This window comes from Sphingobium cupriresistens LL01 (assembly GCF_001046645.1).
Lineage (GTDB): Bacteria > Pseudomonadota > Alphaproteobacteria > Sphingomonadales > Sphingomonadaceae > Sphingobium > Sphingobium cupriresistens.
Map to the genome: position 1 here is coordinate 795,482 of NZ_KQ130434.1, position 13,997 is coordinate 809,478.

14 protein-coding genes are annotated in these 13,997 nt (G+C 65.8%); 9 read left to right on the top strand and 5 right to left on the bottom strand.

Annotated features, from left to right (window positions below):
* Window positions 1–2: 2 nt before the first annotated feature.
* Window positions 3–497 carry a DUF2141 domain-containing protein gene (locus V473_RS03885; protein ID WP_066600833.1) on the bottom strand — a complete coding sequence of 165 codons (495 nt, stop codon included), beginning with the start codon at window positions 495–497 and terminating at the stop codon, window positions 3–5.
* 130 nt (window positions 498–627) lie between these two features.
* Here V473_RS03885 and lptF point away from each other — a divergent pair, with 130 nt between their 5' ends.
* Window positions 628–1,836, top strand: coding sequence for an LPS export ABC transporter permease LptF (gene lptF / locus V473_RS03890; RefSeq protein WP_066600835.1), 1,209 nt, complete (start codon window positions 628–630; stop codon window positions 1,834–1,836).
* Between the two features lie 3 nt (window positions 1,837–1,839).
* Complete coding sequence (lptG, locus tag V473_RS03895) at window positions 1,840–2,940, top strand: LPS export ABC transporter permease LptG (RefSeq protein ID WP_066600837.1); 1,101 nt, start codon at window positions 1,840–1,842, stop codon at window positions 2,938–2,940.
* A gap of 181 nt (window positions 2,941–3,121) precedes the next feature.
* Here lptG and V473_RS03900 read toward each other — a convergent pair whose 3' ends face one another.
* On the bottom strand, window positions 3,122–4,189 hold the full coding sequence (locus V473_RS03900) for a fatty acid desaturase family protein (RefSeq protein WP_066600838.1): 1,068 nt from the start codon (window positions 4,187–4,189) through the stop codon (window positions 3,122–3,124).
* A 150-nt stretch (window positions 4,190–4,339) separates the two neighbouring features.
* Here V473_RS03900 and V473_RS03905 point away from each other — a divergent pair, with 150 nt between their 5' ends.
* Window positions 4,340–5,497 (top strand): hypothetical protein, encoded by a 1,158-nt coding sequence (locus V473_RS03905; RefSeq protein ID WP_066604985.1) that lies wholly within the window; start codon window positions 4,340–4,342, stop codon window positions 5,495–5,497.
* Between the two features lie 84 nt (window positions 5,498–5,581).
* Window positions 5,582–5,764: a CsbD family protein gene (locus V473_RS03910; protein ID WP_066600840.1), complete on the top strand. Its 183-nt coding sequence runs from the start codon at window positions 5,582–5,584 to the stop codon at window positions 5,762–5,764.
* Between the two features lie 66 nt (window positions 5,765–5,830).
* Here V473_RS03910 and V473_RS03915 read toward each other — a convergent pair whose 3' ends face one another.
* Entirely contained in the window at window positions 5,831–7,204 is a 1,374-nt protein-coding gene (locus V473_RS03915) for an alanine/glycine:cation symporter family protein (protein WP_066600841.1), read from the bottom strand.
* 100 nt (window positions 7,205–7,304) lie between these two features.
* Here V473_RS03915 and glmM point away from each other — a divergent pair, with 100 nt between their 5' ends.
* From glmM to V473_RS03935, 4 genes are read left to right on the top strand one after another with little or no spacing between them, the layout of a single operon-like run.
* The gene (glmM, locus tag V473_RS03920) at window positions 7,305–8,645 is read left to right on the top strand and encodes a phosphoglucosamine mutase (RefSeq protein ID WP_066600842.1); all 1,341 of its coding nucleotides are present in this window, start codon (window positions 7,305–7,307) and stop codon (window positions 8,643–8,645) included.
* Window positions 8,645–8,869, top strand: a complete 225-nt coding sequence (locus tag V473_RS03925) for a DUF1272 domain-containing protein (RefSeq protein WP_066600844.1) — start codon at window positions 8,645–8,647, stop codon at window positions 8,867–8,869. Before glmM ends, V473_RS03925 begins: the two co-directional genes overlap by 1 nt.
* The gene (gene thiD, locus V473_RS03930) at window positions 8,866–9,753 is read left to right on the top strand and encodes a bifunctional hydroxymethylpyrimidine kinase/phosphomethylpyrimidine kinase (protein ID WP_066600847.1); all 888 of its coding nucleotides are present in this window, start codon (window positions 8,866–8,868) and stop codon (window positions 9,751–9,753) included. The genes V473_RS03925 and thiD overlap by 4 nt, the downstream gene beginning before the upstream one ends.
* Window positions 9,746–10,345 carry a ribonuclease HII gene (locus V473_RS03935; protein ID WP_066600849.1) on the top strand — a complete coding sequence of 200 codons (600 nt, stop codon included), beginning with the start codon at window positions 9,746–9,748 and terminating at the stop codon, window positions 10,343–10,345. Before thiD ends, V473_RS03935 begins: the two co-directional genes overlap by 8 nt.
* On the opposite strand, the gene V473_RS03940 is transcribed toward V473_RS03935, so the two are convergent.
* On the bottom strand, window positions 10,342–11,757 hold the full coding sequence (locus V473_RS03940) for an APC family permease (RefSeq protein WP_066600850.1): 1,416 nt from the start codon (window positions 11,755–11,757) through the stop codon (window positions 10,342–10,344). The two genes, V473_RS03935 and V473_RS03940, sit on opposite strands and share 4 nt — an antisense overlap.
* A complete protein-coding gene (speB, locus tag V473_RS03945) occupies window positions 11,754–12,797 on the bottom strand; it encodes an agmatinase (protein ID WP_066600852.1) in 1,044 nt (347 codons plus the stop codon). Before speB ends, V473_RS03940 begins: the two co-directional genes overlap by 4 nt.
* 108 nt (window positions 12,798–12,905) lie before the next feature.
* Between speB and V473_RS03950 the strand changes: the two genes are divergently transcribed.
* Complete coding sequence (locus V473_RS03950) at window positions 12,906–13,961, top strand: Ldh family oxidoreductase (RefSeq protein WP_066600854.1); 1,056 nt, start codon at window positions 12,906–12,908, stop codon at window positions 13,959–13,961.
* Window positions 13,962–13,997: the final 36 nt, after the last annotated feature.

Here is a 13,997-nt window from a genome sequence, read left to right on the forward strand (position 1 = left end):
GATCACATATATTTGAGGTTGATCGTGATTTTCGTCACGCCCGGTCCAACATGGAAGGCCGCCTTCTCCACGCCCGGTTTCCCCAGGTTGAAGATGCTGATCGATGGATTGTTGGAAAATCCACCGCCATCGCGCGAAATGTCCGTCTTGCCATTGCCGTCGCGGTCATGCCGCACGGCGATGCCATATTCGCCCGTCTTGGGCACCGGCACGCAAAAGCGCATCGCGCCATTGGCCGGCCGCACCGCCGTATCGATACGGTTCAGCCACTCGCCCTTCGTCAGCCAAGCGGCTTTGGTGGCGGGATAGGACTGGACGCGCACCTTGCCGGTGGGGGCCGCGAAACCGCGCACATCGACCAGCACGGCCGGTCCCTTGGCGCTGCTCTCGCACCGCCCCAGATCGTTAGCGATTTCCTCGCCATGGGCCATGGCCGGTATCGCCGCGACCAGCGCTGCGACCGACATCAGACCCATTGCAACTTTTACCATGACCATCAGACTCCTGGAAGCTATAGCCGCCGATATCGACCGGCGGACAAACCCCTGTTCGCCCCGCTTTTCTACCTGACTCGCATATGAGATGGGTTTGCGGCCAAAACATGGTGATGGGACGACGACTTAGAGAATGCTGACCGCCACCGACCGTTATCTCGCCCGCCTGATCGCGGTGCCCATGCTGGGCACGCTGGTGATCGCCGCGATGCTGCTGGTGCTCGACAAGATGCTCAGCCTGTTCGATTTCGTCGCGGCGGAAGGGGGCCCGGTCAGCGTCGTGTGGCGGATGCTCGCCAATATGCTGCCCGAATATCTCTCGCTCGGCATCCCGATCGGCCTGATGCTCGGCATCCTGCTCGCCTTCCGCAAGCTCGCTTTGTCATCGGAACTGGACGTGATGCGCGCGGTCGGCCTTTCCTACGGCCGGCTGCTCCGCGTCCCTTATATGTATGCCATTGCGCTGGCCCTGCTTAATTTCGGCATCGTCGGTTTCGTCCAGCCTTTGTCGCGCCACGCCTATGAAGCGCTGCGATTCGAGCTGCGCTCCGGTGCGCTGGGCGCCTCGATCAAGGTCGGCGAATTCACCAATCTGGGCAAGCGCATGACCCTGCGGATCGAGCGCAGCCTGGACGAAGGCCGCAATCTCCAGGGCATCTTCGTCCGCGCAGTCAGTCGCGACGGCCAATCGGTCGCGGTCACGGCGGCGCAGGGCACCTTCCTCGCCACTGACGATCCTGATGTCATCATCTTCCGCCTGCGCAACGGCGTGTTGGTGAACGACGCGCCCAAATATAAGACGCCGCGCATCCTCTCCTTCTCCAGCCATGACCTGCCGATCGACCTGCCGCAGATCGAGAATTTCCGCGGCCGCGATGTCGATCGGGAAAAGACGATTCCAGAACTGATGGTGATCGGAAAAAATCCCGCGACGCCGGAAAAATTAAAGGATGAAGTGCGCGCCAATTTTCATTTCCGCATGGTGGAGGTGGTGTTCATGTTCCTGCTGCCGCTCGCGGCGCTGGCCTTCGCCATCCCGCCCAAGCGATCGACCTCGGCGCTGGGCGTATTCCTCTCGATCGTGTTCATCGTGACCTATCACAAGGTGAACCAATATGGCGAAGGCATCGGCGCGCTGGGGAAGGTCGATCCTATCATCGCGCTATGGGGGCCGTTCCTGCTCGCCTCCGGCCTGGTGTTGTGGATGTATCATGTGATCGCCAATCGACCCGGCGGCCAGCCGATCGGCGCACTCGAAGTCGCCTTCTCCAAGCTTGGCAAGCACATCGTGCGACTGCTGCGCTTCGGGCGGCGACGTCCTGCTGCGCAAGGAGCGGCCTGACCCATGCAGCTAAACTTCTTCCCGTCGCGCCAGATCAGTTGGTATATGGCGCGCCTGTTCCTGACCCGCACCTTCGCCGTGCTGATGTTGCTGGTGGTCGTCCTCCAGACGCTCGACCTGCTCGGCAATTCGGGCGACATATTGTCCTATCCCGGCAATGGCGACCCCGAATTGTGGCATTATGTCGGTCTGCGCGCGCCGCAGATCGTTGCACGCTTCCTGCCGTTTTCGGTTCTGCTCGGCACGCTGGTGATGCTGGCGACGCTCAACCAGAATAGCGAAATCATCTCGATGAAGGCGGCGGGCCTGTCCGCGCATCAGATATTGGCGCCGCTGATCGCGACGGCGCTGGGCGTATCGGTCATCAGCTTCGCCTTCAACGAACGGATCGTCGCCCGCTCGACCGCGGCGCTCAGCGCCTGGCAGGCGGTCGACTATGGCCCGATTCCGCCCGACAGCGGCGTAAAGAGCAATCCCTGGGTGCGCGACGGCAACAACCTGGTCAACGCGGCGATCGTGGCGGGGCGCGGCACCGAAGTCCAGTTACGCAAGGTCCAGATCTACAATCGCATCAATAATAGTCTGACGACCATCGTCCAGGCGCCCAAAGGCCATTATGACGCCGCCAGCAAGAGCTGGCTGCTCGAAGGCGCGCGCCAGTTCGATGTGGCGCGCGGCACCGTCCGCAATGTCGGCACCGTCCGTTTCGGCCGCGACATCCGGCCGGACCAGTTCACCCTGGCGAAGGTCGATCCCGACGCCCTGACTTTCCGCGAATTGCAGGCCGCGATATCCGATCTGCACGACGCTGGCCGTCCGACCGCGGAGCTGGAGGGCAGCCTGTGGCACAAGCTGTCGGGCCCGCTGTCCGCGCTGCTGATGCCGATCCTGGGGTCGGTCGCCGCTTTCGGCCTCGCCCGGTCGGGTCAACTCTTCATGCGGGCGGTGCTGGGTATGGCGCTGGGCTTCGCCTATTTCGTCGCCGACAATTTCTCGCTCGCGATGGGGAGTCTGGGCGCCTATCCGCCGGTGCTCGCCGCCTGGGCGCCCTTCTTCCTGTTCCTGCTGGTCGGCGAAACCGTGTTGTTCAGGACTGAAGAGTAATGGCCGCGAGGCGGGAACCGGCGGCCAGATAAAAAGGCCCCGGCGACCAAGGGACGTCGCGCGGGGCCTCCAGAGGGGGCGTTCCGATCCTCATAGGGGGAGGGGAAAGAGACCGGAACGACCCCGATATAGGCCGCGCCAAATCAGGTTTCAACAGGCAACGGAAATTAATCGATCCGCCTCAGCGCGCCGCCATCGTGCTGCGCGCGATCTTGCCGACCAGCGGCAGCATCCCCGGATAATTGCCGCGATGATAGGGCGATTCCCCGTCCAGCGTGGCGATCAGCCGGGCATGCGCCTTGCCCAGCGCATGATAGGGGACGCTGGGCAACAGATGGTGCAGCGCATGATAGCGCAGGCCCACCGGTGCCCAGAGCGCGGGCAGCGTGCCGGGCGGGGGCACGTTGACCGAATCGAGATATTGCGCCGTCACCGTCATCGGCTCGCCCTCATTCTCCCACAGATGCGCGACCAGCGTGCGCAACTGGTTGATGACGGTCATGGCCGAATGGATCGCCATATAGACGAGCAGCGGCTTCCAGCCGAAGGCGAAGACGCTGCCGACCAGCGCCAGCGCGAAGAGGGAAGCGCCCGCTTCCTGCCACATCCACATGCGGGCGAAATCGCCTTCGGGCGCACGGCGACGATAGGCGGGATTGATCGACAGGGCCGACAGTTCCGCCACCACCTTGGCGCGCAGCGGCGGGATCAGCAGCGATAGCGGCGTCAGCACGCCGAAGCGCAGGATCAGGCCCACCGGCGCCAGCGAGGCGACGAGGATGAACAGCGGCAGCGACCAGGGCTTCATCAGCGCCAGCGGCAGATATTCCGGGTCTTCGGCCGTGCCATAGCGGGTGCGGGCATGATGCTGGGTATGGACCCCTTCATACATGAAGGAGGGGATCATCAGCGGAATGCCGACGATCAGGTTCCAGCCCAGGCGAAAGCCGGGCAGCGCGCCCTTGCGGATGTGGGTCAGCTCATGGATGAAGCTGGCCGCGCGGTAGAGCGCCAGCATGGCAACGAACGCGCAGGCGATCGCCACGGCCACATTCTCCGCCAGAATCGCGCCGGCCAGCGCGCCCCAGCCCAGCAGCGCGGACGCCAGCAGGTCGGGCCAGTATATGCGCGGATTGGCGACCGCATAGTCGCGCGTCAATTCGGCCGCGGCGCGGAGCATCGCCGTGTCGTCGGGGATGGCGGCGCGCGCGCGCTGGGCGGCGGCCAATATGGGATCATGCACAGTCATGCGGGCGGTCCTAGCCTCCAAATGCGCTGAGATCATGGCAGCACCATGACATATTCGCTTGCGGTACGCGCCCATTTCCCCCGCATGATTGACATTGCGCAAACAAGGGGCGAACTGCACCGCACTTCTTTTTTGTTCAAGGCGGCACCCGTGGCGCACACTGATCTGGTTATTACTCCCGTTTCCGGCAAGGCCGACTTTAAGGCCTTTATCGACCTGCCCTGGCGGCTCTATGCCAATGATCCCAACTGGGTGCCGCCATTGAAGGCGGAGGTGAAGGAATTGCTGACGCCGGGGAAGAATCCCTTTTTCGGCCATGCCGAGGCGCAATATTTTCTCGCCCGCCGCGGCGGGACGGTGGTCGGCCGCATTTCCGCCCATATCGATCATCTCGCGCTGGAACAGCCGGTCGCACAGGGGATGGGACCGGGCACCGGCAATTTCGGCCTGTTCGAAGCGGAGGACGCGGGGACCGGCAAGGCATTGATCGCCACGGCGGAAGATTGGCTACGCGCAAAGGGCATGACCCGCGTACTGGGGCCGATTTCGCTGTCGATCTGGGAAGAGCCGGGCCTGTTGATCGCGGGGCATGACCATCCCCCCACGGTGATGATGGGCCATAACAGCCCGGCCTATCAGGCGATGATCGAGGGGGCGGGCTACGTCCCGGTCAAGCAGCTCAAAACCTATGAACTGGACATCACGCGCGATTTTCCGCCGCTGATCCAGCGTATCATCAAATCGGGCGAAAATAACGACCGCATCCGCATCCGCCGGGTCGACAAGTCGAAATTCGACGCCGAAGCCGCGATCATCCTGGCGATCCTGAACGACGCCTGGGGCAACAACTGGGGCTTCGTGCCGATCACGGACGCGGAAATCGCGCATACCGGCAAGAAATTGAAGCCGATCGTGTTCGAAGACCTGATCATGGTCGCCGAACTGGACGGCGAGCCGGTCGCGTTCATGATGACGCTGCCGGACCTCAACGAAGCGACCAAGTCGCTCAATGGCGCGCTTTTCCCGTTTGGCTGGATCAAGCTGCTGCGCTGGCTGCGCAAGCCTCAGGCGCGCACCATGCGGGTGCCGCTGATGGGCGTGGTGCAGCGGCTGCAAAGCTCGCGCATGGCGGGCCAGCTCGCCTTCATGATGATCGAAACCATCCGTCGTCAGGCGATTGCCGATTATGGATCGACGCGGGGCGAGATCGGCTGGGTGCTGGACGACAATCAGGGCATGAACGGCATCGCCGAGGCGATCAACAGCACCGTCAACAAAATCTATCAGATTTACGAAAAGCCTTTGTAAAAGCTTCGTTTCGCCTGCGTATCGTCGGCAACCCTTTGTGCGGTGCATCGTTGAAACTTGCAACCACCCTGAAGGAGTAACGACATGGGCGAAGCAACCGACAAGCTGAAGGCCGCTGGCAACAAGGCGGCTGGCGCCGTCAAGGAAAGCGTGGGCAAGGCGACGGACAATGAGCGTCTGGAAGCCGAAGGCAAGGCGCAGAAGGCCAAGGGCACGGCGCAGGATGTGGCCGGTTCGGTCAAGGGCGCGCTTGGCGACAAGATTTGATCGCCGGCCGTTGAAAAAAGGCCCCGCTCCGAAAGGCGCGGGGCCTTTTTCGTAGATGGGGTCATGTTAGCTATCGGCGTCCCTTGACAGATAGGCTTTCACATCCCGGCGCAATTCCCCGGCGCATAGATAGAGCGCGATGACGTTGGGGATGGCCATCAGGAAAAAGCTGCTGTCGACGATGCCGACCACGCGGCCCAGGTCGATCGCGGCGGCGGGGGGCAGGGCGACGACATAGAGGATCTTGTAGGTCCATTGCGCCCGCGGCCCGTTGCCGAACAGATAGCCCCAGGCCTGCAAGCCATAAAAGCCCCAGGCGACCAGTGTCGAATAGGCGAACAGGAACACGACGACCGCCAGCAGCCAGGGGAACCAGGGCGACACCTGGGCGAAGGCGGCCGATGTGATCGCGATCCCTTCCAGCCCCGTATTCCACGTTCCCGCGACCACCAGCGCCAGGCCGCCCAGCGCGCACACGATCATCGTGCCGAGCAGCGGCTCCAGCAGCGCGACCAGCCCTTCCGATACCGGATGCTGGGTCCGCGCCAGGCTGTGCGCCATGACGGCGGACCCCACGCCCGCCTCGCTGGCGAAGACAGCGCGCCGCATCCCGGCGACGAAAGCGCCGACCGCGCCGCCGGTCGCGGCCTGTCCGCTCCATGCGCCATTCCAGATCAGCGCCAGCGCGGCGGGTATCTCGCCAAGATGCAGGATCAGGATCGCCACGACGCCCAGCAGATAGACGCTGACCTTGAGCGGGGTCAGTCGCTTCGCCACCTCGCCCAGCCAGGCCGCGCCGCCCAGCGTCACCAGCGCCACCGCGCCGGCCAGGAACACGCCATAGGCCCAGCCGTTGGTCAGGCCGGTGACGACCTTCACCTGCGCGAAGCTCTGGTTGACCTGCACCATCGGGATCGCCCCGAACAGCGCGAAAAAGGCGTAGGCGCCGCCCAGCGCCAGCCCGACCTTGGGCCAGCCGCGCGCCGCGCCCACGGCTTGGAGCACATACATCGGCCCGCCATGGACATGGCCCTGCGCGTCGAACTCACGATATTTGAGGCCCAGCGTGACCTCCGCCATTTTCACCGTCATCGCGAACCAGCCGATGATGAACATCCACAAGATCGCGCCCGGACCGCCCATGGTCAGCGCCACCGCAACGCCGGCGATATTGCCCAGGCCAATCGTGCCCGATAAAGCGGTGGAGAGCGCCGCCCACTGGCTGACATCGCCCTTCGCCTCGCCTTCCTGCGGCTGCGTGCGCAGGATATGGATCGCGCGCCCGACCTGCCGGATGTTGGGAAAGCCCAGCCAGAGCGTGAAGAACAGCATCGGCAGCGCCAGATAGAGCACGATCAGTTCGATCTGCGCGCCAAAGAGCGGCACCTTGAAAAAGACGGCGGCGGAGAGGCCGTCGATGAAGGCGTTGAAATTTTCCATCGCCCCCGGATGCCGCCGGATCGCGGGAAAGTCGATTAAAGATTGCTCATGCGATCGCGGCGGGTTGATCGGGCGGCCCCGATGGGTGCAAAGAAGGGGCATGAGCAGGCAATATTTCGGCACCGACGGCATCCGCGGCCGCACCAACCAATGGCCGATGACGGCGGAACTGGCGATGAAGGTCGGCATGGCCGCCGGCACCCATTTCCTGCGCGGCAGCCATCGCCATCGCGTAGTGATCGGCAAGGATACCCGCCTGTCGGGTTATATGGTGGAAAATGCGCTGGTCGCGGGCTTTACCGCCGTGGGCATGGACGTGGTCCAGTTCGGGCCGATCCCGACGCCTGCGGTCGCGCTGCTCGCCCATTCGATGCGCGCGGACCTGGGCGTCATGATCTCGGCCAGCCACAATCCCTATTTCGACAATGGGATTAAATTGTTCGGGCCGGACGGCTATAAGCTGTCGGACGAGGATGAGCTGAAGATCGAGGCGCTGATCGGGCAGGAGATCCCGCTCGCCGCATCCAAGGATATCGGCCGCGCCCGCCGGGTCGAGGATGCGCGCGGCCGCTACATCCATGCGGTCAAGTCCAGCTTTCCCGCCGACCTGCGCCTCGACGGGCTCAAGATCGTGGTCGATTGCGCCAATGGCGCCGCCTATCAGGTCGCGCCGTCGGCGCTGTGGGAACTGGGCGCGACGGTCGTGGCGATCGGGGTGACGCCCAACGGCACCAACATCAACGACGGCTGCGGATCGACCGCGCCTTTGCTGTTGCAGGAAACCGTGGTGTCGTCCGGCGCGGACGTCGGTATCGCGCTGGACGGCGACGCCGATCGGCTGATCGTCGTGGACGAACAGGGCCAGATCGTCGATGGCGACCAGATCATGGCGCTGATCGCCGCCAATTTCGCACAGGAGGGCACATTGCGCGGTGGCGGCCTGGTCGCGACCGTCATGTCCAATCTTGGCCTCGAACGCTTCCTGGCGGCCAGGGGCATCGCGTTGGAGCGTACCAAGGTCGGCGACCGCTATGTGCTGGAACGGATGCGCGAGGGCGGCTTCAATCTGGGCGGCGAACAGTCCGGTCACATGATCCTGTCCGATTACGCCACCACCGGCGACGGCACGGTCGCGGCGTTGCAGGTGCTGGCGGCCTTGGTGCGTTCGGGCAAGCCCGCCAGCGAGACGCTGCACCAGTTCGATCCCGTCCCGCAACTGCTCAAGAATGTCCGCTTCTCCGGTGGCAAGCCGCTGGAGCATGACGACGTCAAGCGCGTGATCGCGCAGGCGGAAGCGGAACTGGACGGCACCGGCCGCCTCGTCATCCGCCCGTCCGGCACCGAACCGGTGATCCGCGTCATGGCCGAAGGCGACAAGGCGGATCAGGTCAAGGATGTGGTGGAGCGCATCTGCGCGGCGGTCGAGAAGGCGGCGGCGTGATGCTTGAGATGCGCCCCGATTGCGAACGCTGCGGCACGGACCTGCCCGCCGACGAACCCGGTGCGTTCATCTGTTCGTTCGAATGTAGCTTTTGCGCGCCCTGCGCCGAAGCGCTGGACGATCGCTGCCCCAATTGCGGCGGCGAACTGATGGACCGGCCCAGCCGTGTGGGCAAGGCGCTGGCGAACAATCCCGCCTCGACGGAGCGGCACTTCAAGGGATGAAGCCTGCGCGCATCCTCATCATCGCCGGTTCCGACAGCGGGGGCGGCGCGGGTATCCAGGCGGATATCAAGACCGTGACGATGCTGGGCGGCCACGCCATGACCGCCATCACCGCCATCACCGCGCAGAACACGCTGGGCGTGCAAGGCGTCCATCCAGTGCCGACCGCCATGGTGCTGGCGCAGATCGAAAGCTGTATCAGCGACATCGGCGTGGATGCGGTGAAAATCGGCATGATCGGATCGGCGCAAACTGCCGCAGCGGTCGCGGATCGCCTGGCGCAATTGCAGGATGTCCCTATCGTTTTCGATCCGGTCATGGTCGCGACCAGCGGGTCGTTGCTGGCGGATGCAGCAACCATCGCCGCCTTCGAGAGGCTGATGGCCGTGGCGAGTGTCATCACCCCCAATGTGCCGGAGTTGGAAGCGCTGACCGGCAGGACGATCGGCGATGTCGAGGCGCTGGAGGCGGCCGGACAGGCGCTGCGCGATCGCACCGGCGCGGTCATCTTCGCCAAGGGCGGGCATCTGCCGCAGCAGGCCGACGACGATCGCCCGTTGATCCACGATCTGCTGATCGATGAGGATATGGTCGCGGACTATGCGGTCGCGCGGATCGAAACCCGCAACAGCCATGGCACCGGCTGCACTTTGGCCAGCGCCATCGCGACCGGCTTGGGCGGCGGCCTGTCGCTGGCCGACGCGGCCGACCGGGCGGAAGCCTTCGTCGCGGCGGTTCTGGCCGCGGCGCCGGGGCTGGGGCAGGGCCATGGTCCGATGGGCCATGCGCTGGGTCTGACGCCCTTCTACCATCTGTTGGCGGCGGTCGACCCGACCGGCTGGGACGCAGCGGCCTTGGCCGCGCGCTATTCCGACCATGCCTGATTTTTGCCACGAGATGCGCCATCATCCAGGCCTGGTCGCCGGCGTGGACGAAGCGGGGCGTGGTCCGCTGGCGGGACCGGTGGTCGCCGCCGCCGTCATCCTGCGCGCGGAGGATTGCCCCGACGGCCTCAACGATAGCAAGCAATTGACGGCCAAACGCCGGGCAGCGCTGGAGGTGGAGATCAAGGCGCGCGCACTCTGCTGGGGCGTCGGTGTCGCCAGCGTGGAAGAGATCGACCAGATCAACATTCTCTGGGCGACGATGCTGGCCATGACCCGCGCGGTGGAAGCGCTGGGGCACGATTGTGCGCATGTGCTGGTGGACGGCAATCGCTGCCCGACATGGCGCTGGGCCTCGACAGCGATCGTGGAGGGCGACGCCAAATGCCTGTCGATCGCGGCCGCCTCGATCATCGCCAAGGAAAGCCGCGACCGGATGATGGTGGAGGCCGCCGCGCAGCATCCCCATTATGGCTGGGACACGAACAAGGGCTATGGCAGCGCCCGGCATCTCGCCGCCTTGCGCGAACATGGGCCGACCCCGCTGCACCGCCGCAGCTTCGCGCCGGTCGCGCAATTGATATTGCTTTAAGCCGGCTGCACCGACGGCGCGCCCATCAGCCGCCGCTGCGCCATCACCATCCCGCCGCCCAGCGCCAGCCAGCCGAGCATCAGCCAGATTTCGACCGGCATCCCGTCGCTGACGCCGAACGGCGTGGCGATGGCGGCGCTCGCCACCACGGCGGCGCCGATGCTGATCGCGACCAGCAGCGGACTGCCCCCTGCCAGCACGAAAGCGGGCGGAGTCGCGCCCTTGTCGCGGCTGCGCAGCCGCATCAGCGCGAGCATCGCGACCGCGGCGATGGCGGTGGTGCACATCGTCCCCATGGAGATGATCGGGCCGATCGCCCCGCGCCCTGCCAGCACGCCAAGGCAGGTCCACAGCCCCACCAGCAGCGCGGCCCGCCGCGGCGCGCCGGTGCGCGCGTCGATATGGGCGAGGCTGGCGGGCAGGAACCCCGCCCGCGCCTGCGCCAGGATGACGCGCGTCGCGGACAGGTGCATCGCGTTCCACGTCTTGAGCAGGGACGCCATGGCGACCAGGATGATCCCCTTGGTGGCCAGCCCTCCCGCCAGCGCATGGTCGAAGGCGGCAGCGACCGGCAGCGCGCCCGACGTCAGGTCGCGCCATGGCGCCAGCGATGCCGACGCCAGGATGATGAGGCTGTAGAACAAAGCCGCGACCGCCACCGCCGCCATCATGGCGCGGGCGACGGTGTGGAAACTGGTGCCGGGCGCGCGTTCCTCCACCGCCGACGCGGCGGTCTGGAACCCCGACAGCCACATGCCCGCAACGCCCAGCATCACGAACATGCCGCCGGCGAAGCTGCGATCCTGCGCCGATTCGAACAGCGGGTGCCAGTTCCCCGTATCGCCCTGCGCGAAGCCCAGCAGCACCAGCACGGCCGACGCGGTGAGGAAGGCGAAGGTCACGATCTTCTGGAAGCCCACCGCGATCGTCGCGCCCGATGCGTTGAGGATGGTCATCACCACCGCGCCCGCCAGTCCGACGATCAGGTCCATCGCCGTGATCGGCCGGCCGAGCAGCGTATAGAGCGGGGCCTGCCCGCTCAGCGACGGCGCCAGATTTTCCAGGAACCAGGACAGGGCCAGCCCCTCGAACGCAGCGATACCGACGAAATAGAGCGTCAGATACCATCCGGTGACGAAGCCGGGCCATGGTCCGAACGCCTTTTCGACGAAGACGAACTCCGCCCCTGCGCGCGGCACGCGGGCGACCAGTTCGGCATAGGCGGCCGCGACCGGCACCATCAGCAGGGTCATGCCCAGAAAGGCCAGCACCGCGCCGCCCGGTCCCGCGGGCGCGACCCATTCGCCCATCAGCACCATCCAGGCCGACCCTACGATCGTGCCGAAGGCGAGCGCGAAATAGCCCGGTCCGGTGACGCCGCGCTTCAGCGCTGGCTCCGCCGCAACATTCATCGGCGCAACTGCACCAGGCAGAGCAACTGGAACAGCATCTGGGCAGCGGCCTGCGCCGTCACCGTGGTCGGATCATATTCGGGCGCGACCTCCACCACGTCGCCCCCGATGATGTCGATCCCCGCCAGCCCGCGCAGCAGGTGCAGCGCCTCGCGCGTCGACAACCCGCCGATTTCGGGTGTCCCGGTGCCCGGCGCATAGACCGGGTCCAGCCCGTCGACGTCGAAGGTCACATAGGTCGGCCCGTCGCCGACGACCTCCAGCGCTTTCGCGACGACGGCGTCCATGCCCATGGCTGCGCAGTCTTCGGCATGGATGACCGTCATGCCGCTGGCGTAGGAAAACTCCCACAGATATTCCGCGCCGCCCCGGATGCCGATCTGGATCGATCGCCTTGGGTCCAGCACGCCTGCCAGCACGGCTTCGCGAAAGGGCGCGCCATGGTGGAATTTGGAACCTTCATAGATGCCGCCGGTGTCGCAATGGGCATCGAAATGAACCATGCCCATCGGCCCTTTGGCGGCGGCCAGCCCCTTCATGATCGACCCGGTGATGCTATGGTCGCCGCCGACCGATAGCGGGATTGCGCGGGTGGCGCCGATCATCGAGTAACATGCTTCGATGTCCGCATGGCAGAGCGCCAGATCGTAGCGGCTCTGCATCGCGACATCGCCCACGTCCGCGACCTTGAGCGCATTCATCGGCGCGACGCGCAGTTTATGTTCATAGGGGCCGATGCGGTCGATCGCCCGCACCGCGCGCGGGCCATAGCGTGCGCCCGGCCGGTTGGTGACGCCTAGGTCCATCGGCACGCCGACCAGCGCGACGTCCAGCCGGTCGAGCGTCTCCGGCGCCAGCCCGCCGGCGATATAGGGCGCGTCCAGCAGCGTGGACGGCTGGGCGAAGGGCCAGCGGCGCTTGTCGCCGCTCTTGAATTGCAGTCCCGCCACCTCGCGGAAATGGGGGTCGTGAATGTCGGCCCCGCCACCCCCGGCATAGAGGCGGCGGAGTTCTTCGAGGTCGATCGGATCATGGGCCATGGGCGTCAGTCTGGACGGCGGCCAAGGGGCGGCAATGGGGCGAAGGACGTATGGCCTGTCGCGCGCAGGCCGTTGCGCCGCAGGGCAAAGCGGGGGAGGGTGGTGACCATGACCCATATGGATTTCGACGCGCTGGTGGCGCTGCTGACCCGTATCTTCATCGCCAACGGCGCGTCGCCCGGCGTGGCGGATATACTCGCCCGCAACTGCGCCGGGGCGGAGCGGGACGGGGCGATGAGCCATGGGCTATTCCGGATGCCGGGTTATGTTGCGACGCTGCGCAGCGGCTGGGTCGATGGGCGGGCCGAGCCGGTGGTGGAGGATGGCGGCGCATCCTTTCTGCGGGTCGATGCCGCCAATGGCTTTGCCCAGCCTGCGCTGGCCGTTGCCGCGCCCTTGGCGATGGACAGGGCATGCGCGACTGGCGCCTGCGTCGTCGCGATCCGGCGATCGCATCATTTCGCCGCACTATGGCCCGATGTCGAACCCTTTGCGGAGGCGGGGCTGGTTGCGATCGCGATGGTGGACAGCATGGCCGTCGTGGTCCCGCCCGGCGCGGGAAAGCCCGTTTATGGCACCAATCCGCTGGCCTTCGCCGCGCCGCGTGGCGGGGGCAAGATCATCGTGTTCGACCAGGCGGTGAGCGTGCTGGCCCATGGCGATGTGCAGATCGCCGCGCGCGAGGGGCATGACCTGCCGGAAGGGGCGGGCGTCGATGCGGCGGGGCGGCCGACCCGCGATCCGCGCGCGGTGCTGGATGGCGGCGCGCTGCTGCCCTTTGGCGGGCATAAGGGCGCGGCGATCGCGATGATGATCGAGATCATGGCCGCCGCTCTGACCGGCGGGCTCTATTCGCACGAGGTCGATTGGTCGGGGCATCCCGGCGCGCAGACGCCCTGTACTGGCGAGTGTGTGATATTGATCGACCCGGCGCGCGGCGGATCGGCGGCGGGGTTTGCGGCGCGGGTCGAGCAACTGGTCGAAGCGTTGCGGGCCGCGGGGCAGGAGCGGATGCCCGGCGACCGTCGTTTCGCCGCGCGGGAGAAAGCGTTGCGGGAGGGGGTGGCGGTGCGTGCCGAGATGCTGGCGCGGCTGGAGGGACTTGTTGCGAACGGAACGTCGCCTTCCCCTCTCCCGACGTCGCCTGACGCGCTGCGCGATTAAGGCTGCATATCCTTCTCTCCCTGGGGGAGAGGGGGG

What these genes read in the sequence shown, in the direction of transcription:
- V473_RS03885 (WP_066600833.1), bottom strand. Translation starts at nt 497, where the DNA reads ATGGTCATGGTAAAAGTTGCAATGGGTCTGATGTCGGTCGCAGCGCTG.
- lptF (WP_066600835.1), top strand. Translation starts at nt 628, where the DNA reads ATGCTGACCGCCACCGACCGTTATCTCGCCCGCCTGATCGCGGTGCCC.
- lptG (WP_066600837.1), top strand. Translation starts at nt 1,840, where the DNA reads ATGCAGCTAAACTTCTTCCCGTCGCGCCAGATCAGTTGGTATATGGCG.
- V473_RS03900 (WP_066600838.1), bottom strand. Translation starts at nt 4,189, where the DNA reads ATGACTGTGCATGATCCCATATTGGCCGCCGCCCAGCGCGCGCGCGCC.
- V473_RS03910 (WP_066600840.1), top strand. Translation starts at nt 5,582, where the DNA reads ATGGGCGAAGCAACCGACAAGCTGAAGGCCGCTGGCAACAAGGCGGCT.
- V473_RS03915 (WP_066600841.1), bottom strand. Translation starts at nt 7,204, where the DNA reads ATGGAAAATTTCAACGCCTTCATCGACGGCCTCTCCGCCGCCGTCTTT.
- glmM (WP_066600842.1), top strand. Translation starts at nt 7,305, where the DNA reads ATGAGCAGGCAATATTTCGGCACCGACGGCATCCGCGGCCGCACCAAC.
- V473_RS03925 (WP_066600844.1), top strand. Translation starts at nt 8,645, where the DNA reads ATGCTTGAGATGCGCCCCGATTGCGAACGCTGCGGCACGGACCTGCCC.
- thiD (WP_066600847.1), top strand. Translation starts at nt 8,866, where the DNA reads ATGAAGCCTGCGCGCATCCTCATCATCGCCGGTTCCGACAGCGGGGGC.
- V473_RS03935 (WP_066600849.1), top strand. Translation starts at nt 9,746, where the DNA reads ATGCCTGATTTTTGCCACGAGATGCGCCATCATCCAGGCCTGGTCGCC.
- V473_RS03940 (WP_066600850.1), bottom strand. Translation starts at nt 11,757, where the DNA reads ATGAATGTTGCGGCGGAGCCAGCGCTGAAGCGCGGCGTCACCGGACCG.
- speB (WP_066600852.1), bottom strand. Translation starts at nt 12,797, where the DNA reads ATGGCCCATGATCCGATCGACCTCGAAGAACTCCGCCGCCTCTATGCC.
- V473_RS03950 (WP_066600854.1), top strand. Translation starts at nt 12,906, where the DNA reads ATGACCCATATGGATTTCGACGCGCTGGTGGCGCTGCTGACCCGTATC.